This window comes from Paraburkholderia caledonica, assembly GCF_000383275.1.
Classification (GTDB): domain Bacteria; phylum Pseudomonadota; class Gammaproteobacteria; order Burkholderiales; family Burkholderiaceae; genus Paraburkholderia; species Paraburkholderia caledonica.
Genome location: NZ_KB911043.1, coordinates 35,033 through 47,142, shown reverse-complemented (window position 1 = coordinate 47,142; position 12,110 = coordinate 35,033). Strand labels below are relative to the sequence as shown.

Annotated in this window: 7 protein-coding genes; 5 read left to right on the top strand and 2 right to left on the bottom strand. The window is 64.4% G+C overall.

All coding sequences use genetic code 11. The features are described 5' to 3' along the window. Window positions 1-55 precede the first annotated feature (55 nt). Together H281_RS0125185 and rfbC are read left to right on the top strand one after the other, a co-directional pair. Window positions 56-1,051: a GlxA family transcriptional regulator gene (locus tag H281_RS0125185; RefSeq protein ID WP_027804932.1), complete on the top strand. Its 996-nt coding sequence runs from the start codon at window positions 56-58 to the stop codon at window positions 1,049-1,051. A 102-nt stretch (window positions 1,052-1,153) separates the two neighbouring features. Then, on the top strand, window positions 1,154-1,705 hold the full coding sequence (gene rfbC, locus H281_RS0125180) for a dTDP-4-dehydrorhamnose 3,5-epimerase (protein WP_020069906.1): 552 nt from the start codon (window positions 1,154-1,156) through the stop codon (window positions 1,703-1,705). A 71-nt stretch (window positions 1,706-1,776) separates the two neighbouring features. Here rfbC and H281_RS0125175 read toward each other — a convergent pair whose 3' ends face one another. Continuing rightward, window positions 1,777-2,667 carry an EamA family transporter gene (locus H281_RS0125175; RefSeq protein ID WP_020069905.1) on the bottom strand — a complete coding sequence of 297 codons (891 nt, stop codon included), beginning with the start codon at window positions 2,665-2,667 and terminating at the stop codon, window positions 1,777-1,779. A 77-nt stretch (window positions 2,668-2,744) separates the two neighbouring features. Here H281_RS0125175 and H281_RS0125170 point away from each other — a divergent pair, with 77 nt between their 5' ends. Beyond that, the gene (locus H281_RS0125170) at window positions 2,745-3,668 is read left to right on the top strand and encodes a LysR substrate-binding domain-containing protein (protein ID WP_020069904.1); all 924 of its coding nucleotides are present in this window, start codon (window positions 2,745-2,747) and stop codon (window positions 3,666-3,668) included. 204 nt (window positions 3,669-3,872) lie between these two features. Here the strand turns inward: H281_RS0125170 and H281_RS36120 are convergent, their stop codons facing one another. Beyond that, window positions 3,873-4,034, bottom strand: a complete 162-nt coding sequence (locus H281_RS36120; protein WP_006051149.1) for a DUF1328 domain-containing protein — start codon at window positions 4,032-4,034, stop codon at window positions 3,873-3,875. A 1,231-nt stretch (window positions 4,035-5,265) separates the two neighbouring features. On the opposite strand from H281_RS36120, the gene H281_RS0125160 reads away from it, so the two are divergent. Together H281_RS0125160 and H281_RS0125155 are read left to right on the top strand one after the other, a co-directional pair. Continuing rightward, window positions 5,266-8,106 (top strand): sugar ABC transporter, encoded by a 2,841-nt coding sequence (locus tag H281_RS0125160; protein WP_408735247.1) that lies wholly within the window; start codon window positions 5,266-5,268, stop codon window positions 8,104-8,106. A 37-nt stretch (window positions 8,107-8,143) separates the two neighbouring features. Further along, window positions 8,144-12,040 carry a tetratricopeptide repeat protein gene (locus tag H281_RS0125155; protein ID WP_020069902.1) on the top strand — a complete coding sequence of 1,299 codons (3,897 nt, stop codon included), beginning with the start codon at window positions 8,144-8,146 and terminating at the stop codon, window positions 12,038-12,040. Window positions 12,041-12,110: the final 70 nt, after the last annotated feature.

Genomic DNA, 12,110 nt, shown 5'->3' with positions numbered 1-12,110 from the left:
ATCGTCGGAGTAACGCGCGTCCTCGTCCAACCACGTAGACATTTTGAGGAAGACCATGTCCCACATCCACGTCGATTCCGCGAGGGTTACCTGGTTACACACGCCCGCTGTCAATGTGCGCACAGCGGCGCGGCGAATTGGTGTGCTGTTGTTCGACGGCTTCTGGTTGCTTGGCCCCGGTACGGTCGTCGAAATGTTCCAGACCGCGAACGAACTTTCCGGTACGCGCCCAGGCGAAGAGCCGCCGTATGAAGTGCAGTTCCTGTCGCTCGACGGCGGCAGCGTGCCCAGTTCGTCGGCCGCGCGCATCTGGACCGATCGTATCGACACGCGCTATGGAACCGGCTTCGACGTCCTTTTCATTGCCGGCGGTCACGGCGCGCATGAGGCGGCCCGCGACCAGCGCCTGCTCGGCTGGCTGCGCTCGGTGCAGGCACGCACTCGTGCGATCGAAACCATCGGCGAAGGGCGGCTCGTGCTGGAGGCGGCCAATCCGGGCGACCCGGAGGCGCTGCAAATCGGCCGCTATGGCCGCGGCGGGGCGGACGCTATCCTCAGCGCGTCCAACGATCGCAATGACTGCGCCCGCAGCGCGCTGATGTTCATCAAGCGCGATCTAGGCGCAGAACTGGCGCGCAGCGTTGCCGAACGCGTGATGCCTGGCATGGCTGCGACGTGGGTTCCGCTGCCCGCCGAGGGCGGCACGCTGAGCGTGGCGGAAAAAATCCGCGCGGCCGCGCGCTGGATGGAAGCGAACTGCGACCGTCCGGTGTCGGTTGCCGACGCAGCCCAGGTCGCCGCGATGAGTGAGCGCAATTTCCTGCGTCGTTTCAAGCATGAGATGCACGTCACACCGTCCGACTACCTGTTGCAGGTGCGTCTGCGGATTGCTTGCAACTTCCTCACTGAAACCGAACTGCCGGTCGACAAGATCGCGCGGCGCAGCGGCACCGGCAACGGCGACCGCCTTGCAAAGATCTTCCGCAAGCGCATGGCGCTATCGCCAACCGAATATCGCGCCCGCAGCCGGCTTGCCTCCTCGGAGCTCTGACAGTAGAGCGCGTCTGTAGGGCAGGCGCGTTTCAAGGCCGCCGCGCGGATGCGCGGCGGTATCCTCGTTCTTTGTCGAGCAGTTTCTTACGGGCACAGTGGCATGGGCAACCAGGTGTTGGCAACGGCACTGCCGGAAGTGAAACTCATCGAGCCCGAGGTGTTTGGCGACCCATTCGGTTTCTGTTATGAGAGCTTTGCCGCGGACGAGTTTACCGCCGACGTCGCACGCGGTTTCGACTTCGTGCAAGACCGGCATCTGCGCGCGGTGCATGGCGTGCTGCGCGGATTGCACTACCAGGTCCAACGTCCGCAAGGCCGGCTCATGCAGGTCGTGGCAGGCGAAATTTTCGACGTCGCCGTGGACGTGCGGCTCAATTCACCGAACTTCGGCAAGTGGTGCGGCACGCACCTGAGTGCGGAAAACCATCGGCAGATCTGGGTGCCGCCGGGCTTCGCGCATGGCTTCGTCGTACTTTCCGACGTCGCCGAGTGTCTGTGGAAAACAACCGAGTACTGGTTTCCCGAACTGGAGCGCTGCATCTTGTGGAGCGATCCGGACATCGGCATTGAATGGCCGATCGATTTCGAGCCGATTGTCGGCGCGAAGGACGCTGCCGGGCGGCGTCTATACGAAGCCGAGAACATGGCTTAGCCACGCATGCGCTTCCGCAGTTGCGTGGTCCTTACTGCACGACGCGCTCGACGGATCGCAACGCGCCGTTGCTATCGCGCGGCCACCACCGCGCCGACACTTGCGGCCACCACGAACAACGTGCCCGCGACCTGCAGAATACCCATCGGCTGATGCAATACGACAAAGCCTGCCACCGCACCGATGGCTGGCTCTACACTCATCAGGATACCGAACGAACCTGCGGGCATATGACGCAACGCCACCATTTCCAGCGCATAGGGCAATAGAGGAACGAGTATCGCAAGGCCGGCGGTCGCCGCGAGTTGGCCCGCGGCCACGTGTATGCCGCTCTGTGCGAGGCCGAAAGGCGTGGCCACGAGTGCCGCTGCGATCAGCGAGACCGACAGGCCTTCAAGACCGGCGAACAGCTTGCCGGTCTTTTTCATCAACACGATGTAGCTCCCCCAGCCGCAAGCGGCGGCAAGCGCAAGGAATACGCCGAGCGGTTCACCCACCCAGCCGCCGCGATCGCGCGAAAGCAGCACGACGCCCGCAATCGCCAGCGCGGGCCATAGAAGCGCACGTGCACGGCGGACGGCCAGGGTTGCGACCGTTAGCGGCCCGAGAAAGTCGATCGCCACCGCGAGGCCGAGTGGAATACGTTGAAGCGCCGCGAAAAAACACAATGTCATGCCGGCCATCGCGGCGCCGAGCGCGCCCGCGGCGAACCAGTGCGCGCGCGAGTAGCTGCGAACGCGCGGCCTTACCAGCACTGCGAGCACGAGGGCGGCCCAGCAGAGCCGCAGCCAGGTGGTGCTGAGCGAGCCGTAGACCGACATGGTCGGTTCGGAAAGCGCGGCGCCGAACTGGACGCTCGACATGGACAGCACGCACAGCAACGCTGCACCGGCTGCGGCGCGCGCAGGTTTGACGTCGGCCGGGTCGGGCGCGGCTGCGCACTTGATTGTCGTGTCCTGCATGGTTTTTTCGCGTCGCTGTGTGAATGTTCACGCTATCTTATCGGCTCCCGCGCTACTAAGATAAGTTGATATTTCTTATGCCGACTTCAACAATCGTGATGACCCGTGACCTCGACAGCAGTCTGCTTCGCACATTTGTCACCGTCGCGGAGACGGGTGCGGTGGGCGTGGCCGCAATCCGTCTCGCACGCACCCAGGCCGCGGTGAGCATGCAGTTGCGCCGTCTTGAAGAAGACCTCGGTCAGCGGCTGCTCGACCGTTCGCCACGCGGCGTGCAACTCACCGAAGCCGGCCATCTGCTGCTGCCGTACGCGCACGCGATTCTCGGCGCGGGTGCCGATGCGCGGCGTGCGCTGAGCGCGGGGCAGGTGTCGGGCACGGTACGGCTCGGCATGCTCGAGGACATCGCCGTTGGTCGTTTGCCGCGTGCGTTGCGGCGTTTTTCGATTGCCTATCCGCGGGTCGCGCTCGAAATCGTCGTGGACAGCAGCGCCGCTTTATCCAGGCGGCTCGTAGACGGCGGCCTCGATGTGGTCGTTGCCGATCCCGCGTTGGTGAACGGCACGCCTTTGCTCACATGGACTCAACCGTTGTTCTGGGTCGGCGCGCGCGGCTATTCGCGCGACGCCGAAGCGCTCTTACCGCTGGTCGCTTTCGGCGACACATGTCTGTGGCAACAGAATGTGTTGACGGCGCTGCGCCGCGCCGGCATCGGCTGGCGCATCGTGTGTACGAGCACGAGCTTGCCGGCGGTGCAGTCGGCGGTCGAAGCGGGGCTCGGTGTGTCGGTATTGCTCGAAGGCAATATTCGTTCGGAGTCCATGAGAATTCTGGGTCGTGCCGATGGCTTGCCCGATGCGCCCGCTGCGGATTTCGGCCTGTTCACGCGCGAGGTCGCGGGCGCGCAGGAGGCAGCGGTGCAGACGTTGCAAGGTTTTCTATGCGAGGAGTTGCATCTGGGCATGCGGGAGAGCGACTCGCGCGTGCTGTCGGAGGAATGAAGCAGATACAGACGAGGGAATGCTGGAGTGGCGCGTGGAACACGCTGAAGACTGGCGGCACACGTATAGCGCGATGCGCGTGCTGCGTTGCGGAGAAGCCCGGCGTGAGCGGCAACTATTGCAATACACCGTGGCAGGTATTGCAAGAGGTTGTTCGCACGCGCCGGGGCGGGTATTCCTCCGCTTATACAGCCGATGCGGTGATCAGCGCCGCATCACGCCCATCAGCAAGGTGACGAGGAAAATCACCACGAAGATGAAGAACAGCACCTTGGCGATCTCCGTCGCGCCGGCGGCGATGCCGCCAAAGCCGAATACCGCGGCGATGATAGCGATGACGAAGAAGATTGCAGCGTATCGAAGCATGAGGCCTCCCACCGATGAATACTGGATTGAAGTAGAACGGCGGCTCGCCTCGGGTTAGGTCCCGCAACGAGCGATCTGCCGGCGAGCGATGTGGAGCAATGGCTGTGCCTGGTGCCCACCAACTGTCAGCGGCGACCTTGCCGTTGCCCCACTGCAACGACACGCTAAGTGTCGCGGAGCGCCTCATGCCGTGAAAAACGGATATCCACCGACGATAACGTTTGCGCGAGTCAATAAGCATGCTGCCGAGTGGATCGATGTGTCAGTTGATTTGCGCTGCATAAAAACGGGCGTGTCAAATGAAAAATAGTTAATCCGCATTTAATAAGGGCGAAGCAGTGGGGGTGTCATGGCGGCAGAAACAACAAGATGTCGTGCGGCTCCCGTTGTGAGTCGCTCAACAAAATCGGCCCCAAACATGACCGTATTAACGCCACTCACCACCGCAAATCGGCGGTATCAAACCGTCGCGCACTGGCACAAATCGGGTTTTAGCGATTTCCAGGGGAAGTCCACCGAACGGTTTCCGGCTAAAGCGGTTTATCGAAAATCACTTCACCAAACGGCCAACGGCGGAACCCCGGCGGTCCTTCTGTCGCGCCGGATTGCGCGCCAATAACAACGTGCGGCGGCGACGATTCCGGCAGCAGGGCACCTGACACAACACTGGCGCTTCGAGCCCCATCTTGCCCGCTTAAGCCTGCTCGAAAGATTCCCGCTGAAAACGATTAAGTCATTCGTGGATTGTTAATTGTTGTCAGACCGAACGATTTTGGACCCGGTGGGTGGTGAAGAGGTGAAACGTTTGCGCCGTCATATAGGATTGGGTAGCACAGTAGTTCGTTGATGTTCCGGGCGTTTTTGGCGATTGTTGGTAAAAAACCCGAGCGCCAGAATACTCGTGCAATTTGAAAAAGCTGCTATTAGAATGCGCAACCTGGACGCGGGGCGGCTATTAACGCCAGAGGGGCCGTGGCGGTGTTTTATTACGCCGTTGTAAAGGTCGGCGCAGCGCGCGTCAAAAAAGAGGGGCAGTCAATCGAGTGGGCTGCAGTAAAGCCCAAAAAAAGCCGCGTTCAATGCGGGCCGGTAAAAGAGCATAAACCGAAGAAGAAATCACATGCCATTGGGGATTCAAACGATCGGGGGTGCGCGCCGGGCGCTTCGCAACGGGCCGGGCGGCGAGACCATGCCGGCGCGTCTCAAACGCGGACGTGCCCAGCCGCGCCTCATGCGTGTGTCCGAGTGCGCTCTCCTTGCGGCGCTCGCGATCGTCTACGGCAGCGCGAACGCTCAGTCGACGGCGCCGCAATCCCGATCCGCGACGTTACCCACGACACCGCTAGCTCAGGCAGAAGCGCGCACTGCGCAAGCGGGTCCTTTTGCGTCAGTCAATCTCGCGTTTTTCGACGGCGCCAATGTGCCGGTCGACTTGTTGCAAGCGTTCGATGCCGTCGTCGTCGATCCGTCGCATGGTTTCGATCCGTCGGCGAATCCGTTGCGCCATACGGTATGGCTCGCGCGCACCGGTGCGAACGCCGCTGCCAGCACGCCCGGTGCATTCGTCGCGAGCGTGATCGAGCCGCTGTGGCAACGCGGTTATCGTGGCTTCCTGCTCGACACGCCGCAAGCACTTGCATCGATCGACGCGATTCGCGCGGCGCATCCCGACTCGCGAATCGTGATCGGCGGCGACGATGCGCTTAAGCTCGCCGCGCCGCATGCCAAAGCGCTGTATGCGGTGGTGGGCCCGTCGCTCGTCAGCGGCGCGAGCGCGAGCGGCGCCGGGCAGATCGTCGTTTCCGCAGACGACCGTGCGGCGCGCGTGGCGGCTGCGCAAGCGTTCATGCGGCAGACGGGCGTGCCCGTCGTGTCGATCGAATACTGCGCCGCCGAGGACCGCGCGTGCGCGCGCAGGACGGCGGCGCAGGTGGTGGCAACGAGCGTCACGCCCTATGTGACCGACGTGGCGCGCGACGTGGTCGGCATCGGCGCAATCGAAGTGCTGCCGCGCAAGGTGCTCGTCGTGCAGGACACGGGCGAAGATTTGCTGCTCGACGAAACCCCCGGCGTGCGCGACCTGGCAATGCCGTTGAACTATCTCGGCTATGACGTCGAGTACGCGAACGTCAACGACACGCTTCCCGATGACATTACGCCCGACCGCTACGCGGGCGTCGTTGCGTGGCTGCAGGGCAGCGGCACGCAGGACAGCGCCGTGTGGCGCAGATGGGTCGATGCGCGCATCGCCGCGCACGTCCCCGTTGCGTTTCTTGGCCAGTTCGGTTTCGACGCGGCCGAGGACGAAGGGCGCGCGCTCGATCTGCAGGCAGTGCCGGGTCCCTTCAGCGACAAGGTAGACGTCGTCTCGCGCGATCCGATGATCGGCTTCGAGATCGATCCGAAGCTCGGCCCGCGCGACCTGACGGGCGTTCAGGTCGGCTCGGCCAGCCGGCCGCTGCTGCGCGTGAAGAGCGGTCAGGCGACGCTGGACCCGGTCGCGATCACGCCATGGGGCGGCTTCGCGATGAGCCCGTACACGGTCGTGTCGCTCAACGGCATCGACCAGGAGCGCTGGGCGATTCAACCGATTTCGTTCCTCACCGCCGCATTGCGTCTGCAACAGATGCCGTCGCCGAGCGTGACCACCGAGAACGGGCGGCGCCTTTTCATGTCGCACGTCGACGGTGACGGTTTCGCGTCGCGCGCGGAATTCCCCGGCGCGGACTATTCGGGCGAAGCGCTGTATCAGCAGATTTTTACCCGCTACAAGGTGCCGATGACGCTGTCCGTCATCGAGGGTGAAGTGGGGCCCACGGGTCTTTACCCGAAAATTTCGCCGCGCCTCGAAGAGATTGCCCGCAAGATGTTCGCGCTGCCGTATGTGGCAATCGGCACTCATACCTACTCGCATCCGTTCGACTGGGGCAGCGTGGACGCGAAGACGGGCGAACGTGTGGACCGCGGCGGCGGCGATACTGCGTTCTCGCTGAACATTCCGAACTACACGTTCGACATCGACCGGGAGGTAACCGGCTCGATCGATTACATCAATACGCGCCTTGCGCCTCCCGGCAAGAAGACGACCATTCTGCAATGGCCCGGCAACTGCAAGCCGCCCGCGGTGGTGGTGCGCAAGGTCTACGCGGCGGGCGTCGCGAACGTGAACGGCGGCGACACCGTCATCACGAAGAGCGCGAGCAGCTGGACCAACATCGCGCCGATCGGCGTCGACAAGGGGCCGGGCGCGTATCAGGTGTACGCGCCGAATCAGGACGAGAACGTCTACACGAACGACTGGCTCGGTCCGTTCTACGGTTTCACGCGCGTACTCGAAACCTTCGACATGACGGACAAGCCGTTGCGTTTCAAGCCGATCGACCTGTACTACCACATGTACAGCGGCACCAAGGTCGCTTCGCTGCGCGCGCTCGACCAGATTTTCACGGCGGTGCTCAAGCAAGCCGTGCTGCCCGTGCAGATGACCGATTACACGCAGAAGGTGCTCGACTGGCGTTCGTTCGCTGTCGCACGCGCGGTGCGCGGCGACGTCGACGCGGATGCAGGTGCAGGTGCAGGTGCAGGCGCCGATGGCGGCAAGCGTGCCGACGGCGACTGGATCGTGCGCGGCAACGGGGACGTGCGGGAGTTGCACTGGCCGCTTTCGACGGCGCCGGATCTGCGCGCATCGGCCGGCGTCACCGGCTATGCGGCCGGCCCCGACGGCACTTATATCCACATCGCAGACGGCGCCGCTCGCGTGTCGTTCAACGGTGCCGATGCTCGCGATAGCGCTTCGGGAGCGCTTTCGAAAGCAGCCGCATTGCCCTACATCGCCGAAGCGAACGGCTTCGTTCGCAACTTCAGGCGCGGCGCAAACGGCATGTCGTTCGAATTCGGGGGCTACTACCAGCCGTTCGTCAGGCTTGCCCAGGCGGGCAGTTGCAGTGTGAATGTCGCCGGACGTCCCGTCGCCGTCCACCGCGACGCCGCAGGCTTGCGCTTCGACACCCCGGCATCGGCCGGTCTGGAGGTGAACTATCAGCCCGTCGAGATTTCCTGTGAGCGCTAAACGTCCCCGTATCGCACCGACCTGGCTCGTCTGTCTGATGGCGGGCGTCGTACTGCTGACGATATACGGCGTGTCGCCTCGCGGCGGCTTGCGCCAGCGCGTGGCGTCGGTCGGGGCGCCCAGCGAGCTGAGCGTCGCGTATCTGGAAGCATGGTCGAAGGTGCGGCCGGATAATGAGGAGTTTCTCTCGTTGCTCGGCGCCCAGTATTCGTATCTGGGCCGCACCGCCGACACCGAGCGGATCGCCGCACGCATGGATGCGCTCGGCACCGACGACATGCATCGCACCGCGACGATGCTGCGTCTTTCGGTGGCGGAGCAGCGCACCTTTGCGATTCCCGAAGACGATCCGCGCCGCGCCCGCGAACTGAGCGATCTGCGCGTGCATTTGCAGGAAGCGGCAAAGCTGCAGTGGGCGCCGAAGGACCTCGAATGGCTCGCCCAACGCGCCGCTGCCGTCGGCCTGCCCGATCTCGCGGTGCAGCTTTACGCGCGGCTCTCGGCTAACGATCCCGATGGCCGCAACAAGTGGGACACGCAGATCACGCGCTACGCGCTGCAAGTGGGCGACTATCGCGCGGCCGCGGATGCCTGGTTCCGTCAGCAGGCTGCGGCTCGCACGCGCGACGAACAGCGCCGTTGTTTCGTGGCGGGCCTGCGCGCGTTGCAGTCGGGCAATCTGCTCGATGACGCGCTTGCCGCGGCGGATGCACATGGCAGCGCGCTCGCCGACGATCCGGCAACGCTCGTCGTGCTGCTGAATCTCGCGCGTGCCGCGAACCGGCCGCAAGAGGTCGATCGCTACGCGAAGATGCTGGCGCGCTACACGTCGAACGAATTGCGTGAGATGCCGCCGCAAGGGCTGCCTTCGCCCCGCGCGCAATACGCGTATATGGACGGACCCGTCGCGCGGCCCGGCGGCTTCGTACTCGCGAGTCTGCGCGAGGCGATGCGCGGCGAGGCGCAACCTCCGCGCACGGTTCACGTCGTTCGCATTGCGACTGCAGCGACCCCGGCAAGCCGAGCGACACCGGCAAGCGCAGCCACCGCTGCACCCCAGACTAACTCAGACCCCGGCATCGCAAACACCGTATTCCAGGCGTTCGTCGAATCCGGCGATCTGCCCAACGCGCAGAAAATCGCCGCGCAGCAGGTGCAGCGCGATCCGCGCTCCGCAGTGTGGGTCAAGCGACTCGCTGAAGTGGCGGAATGGAATCGCGAACCCTCGCTCGCGCTGAAGTCGTGGCTCGAATATGCGCAGGTGTCGAACGATCCCGTTGGCTGGCAAAACGTGCTGCGTATCGCACCAATGCTCAACGACGACGAAGCATATCTCGTTGCGCTGGTTCACCAGGCGCGCGCGAAGCCCGGCGACATGAAACTCGTCGACAGCGTCACCGCCACCTATGAACGTCTTGGCCGGCCCGACGACGGTCTGGCGTTCCTGCGTTCGCTGCCGCGCGGGGCGAATGGCGATCCGATCGATCAACGTATAGGCGCGCTTGCCGAGCGGGCAGGGCACGACGAAGAGGCGCTCGCTACCTACCGCGCGGTGCAGGCCCGTCATCCGAACGACGCAACAGCCGCGCTGCGCACGGCGAGTGTGCTGTACCGCAAGGGCGACTATCGTGCCTCGCTCGCCGCGTTGTCCGCCGCGCGAGCGGGCGCAAAAGACGGCGACGAAGTTTTCTGGCGCAACTACGCCGAACTCGCGCGACTGCAGCAGCGCGACGACGACGCCAACGAGGCGTATCGCCATCTGCTCGCGAACGGCATGGCGACGCGGGAAGACCTCGGCGAAATGACGGACTTCTACGATCCGTATCCGATCGACGCAGGCCGCATCGCCGAGTTGCGCTTTCATCGCGAACACACGGCGCGTGCGTTGCGCGACGCGATCTACTACTACCTCGACGCGCAGGCATTGGACCGGATCGCGACGCTCCTCGCGAATCTCACGCCGGACGAGCGCAGGACTGCCGACGCATCGCCCGTATTGCTCGGCGTGCGCGCCGAATACTATCGCCTGATGGGTGAGCCGCAAAACGCGCTTGCCGATCTGAAGCGAGCGGTGGACCTGCCCGGCGCAGGCTCCGACGTGAGTGCCGCGTATCTGTGGACCCTCGTCGACTACGGCAGCGACGCGGATCTGCGCGCCGCGCTCAAGCGCTGGCGCGGCAGCGCCGCTCAAAGCTCGGCGTTGTGGGGCCCGTTCGCCGCCGCTGAAATGCGGCTGAACCGGCCCGTCGCCGCGCTCGACTATCTGCGGCGGCAGGCAGGCATGATGTCGCGCGATCCGCTTTGGCTCCTCACCTATGCCGACGCACAGGAACAGTCGTGGCACGCGGGGCTGGCCTGGACCATCCGCAAGAAGGTGTGGCTGCAACTGCAGGACGAACAGGCGAAGCTCGCGAAACTCCACGGCGCGCAGCGCGCGTCGATGCGTGGCCGCGCCGCGCAGGACGCCGAGACGGCTGCCGATCTGCGCGGCCGCCGTGCGACGTTATCGACGGAGTTTGCAACGGGTGACGTCTCCGCCGCATTGCTCGACGACCTCATGTCCACGCACGCAACGCCGGCCGACATCGCGCAACTGCGCCGCACCTTGATCGGCAACGCGAAGGGTTTGCCCGGCGGTGCGCCGATGCAAGGCGCCGATCTGCCGCAAAACGCGCAGGTGCGCGGCGCGGTTGCGAAGGACGTCGCGGTTGCATGGGCGCTGTCGCACGAAAGCAATCCGCTTGCGAAGCGCTGGCTCGCGCAGCAGTATGCCGAACGCCTGTCGCGTCCCGCCGACGCGCGGCTCACCATCGCGCTCGCCGAGAACAACGTGGCCGAGATGGAGCGGCTGCTCGACCTGGAACGCTCGCGCTTGCCGGTCTACGACCGCATCGACGCGACCATCGCCGTCGATCATCCTGATCGCGCGCAACAGCTTGCGTTCGACGCCCTTGGCGGCGCGCCGGAAGACACCGAACTGCACACACGGGTCACGGAGACGACGCTCGACTGGCCGCAATCGATCGACGCGAATGTCACCAACTACGTCGAGCATCCGCTGGATTACGTCGAGGCAACGCTTGCCGGCAGCCGCAAGATCGCCGAGCGTTATCTCGTTGGCGTGACTGCGGTCCAGCATTTTCAGCATTCGACCGACATCACGCAACTCGTCAACGTGCCCTCGGTGGATCGTTGGCTCAACATCTACGGCGAGCGGCGCACGCGCGACACGTCGTTCACGATCACGGGCGGCAGGCGCGTTGCGTCCGCCTCGTTCTACACGCTCGATCTGGCGGGAGAGGTGGGCCGCAACTCGGCCCTGACACTCGGACTCCGCGCGGGCCGCAATCAGGTCGCGGACGAAACCCAGACGCTGCTGGTCGGCGGCATGAAGGACAACGTGATCGGCGATTTCACGTATCGCATGACGCAGCACATCACGCTCACGGGCAGCGTGGAGGCGGACCGTTTCTACAGCCAGGCGCGCACCTACATGGGCAGCGGCGTGCTGTCGACGGGCGAGGTGAGCTACCGGATTCGCACGCAGTACCCGGATTACACGCTGCGCGCGCTCATCACGCACGGCGGCTATGGCGCAAGCGGCCAGGCCGATGGCCTGATCTCGCGTCTGTTGCCGGTCGCGCTGCAACCGGCCACGCCGCGCGACTTCATGCCCGACACCTATACGCAATACGGTTTCTTCTTCGGCGCGGGCAACGATCTGCTCGAGCAGTACACGCACCGCTGGCGGCCTTTCTTCGACGTCGGCCTGCTGCACGATTCGATACAGGGCTGGGGGCCGCAAATGAGCGTGGGTATCGCGGGCACCGTGTTCGGCGGCGATCATGCCGCGGTGTTCCTGCAACACCAGCGCGTGTCGAAGATCGGCATGCCCGTCACGGTGCTGGGCGCGCGCTACAGCTGGTACTACTGATTACCGATTCTGTCCGACTGACACCGTGGGCGTATCGCGCCTGCGACGAATAACGACGTTACTGAGGAGT

What these genes read in the sequence shown, in the direction of transcription:
- H281_RS0125185 (WP_027804932.1), top strand. Translation starts at nt 56, where the DNA reads ATGTCCCACATCCACGTCGATTCCGCGAGGGTTACCTGGTTACACACG.
- H281_RS36120 (WP_006051149.1), bottom strand. Translation starts at nt 4,034, where the DNA reads ATGCTTCGATACGCTGCAATCTTCTTCGTCATCGCTATCATCGCCGCG.
- H281_RS0125175 (WP_020069905.1), bottom strand. Translation starts at nt 2,667, where the DNA reads ATGCAGGACACGACAATCAAGTGCGCAGCCGCGCCCGACCCGGCCGAC.
- H281_RS0125155 (WP_020069902.1), top strand. Translation starts at nt 8,144, where the DNA reads ATGGCGGGCGTCGTACTGCTGACGATATACGGCGTGTCGCCTCGCGGC.
- H281_RS0125160 (WP_408735247.1), top strand. Translation starts at nt 5,266, where the DNA reads ATGCGTGTGTCCGAGTGCGCTCTCCTTGCGGCGCTCGCGATCGTCTAC.
- rfbC (WP_020069906.1), top strand. Translation starts at nt 1,154, where the DNA reads ATGGGCAACCAGGTGTTGGCAACGGCACTGCCGGAAGTGAAACTCATC.
- H281_RS0125170 (WP_020069904.1), top strand. Translation starts at nt 2,745, where the DNA reads ATGCCGACTTCAACAATCGTGATGACCCGTGACCTCGACAGCAGTCTG.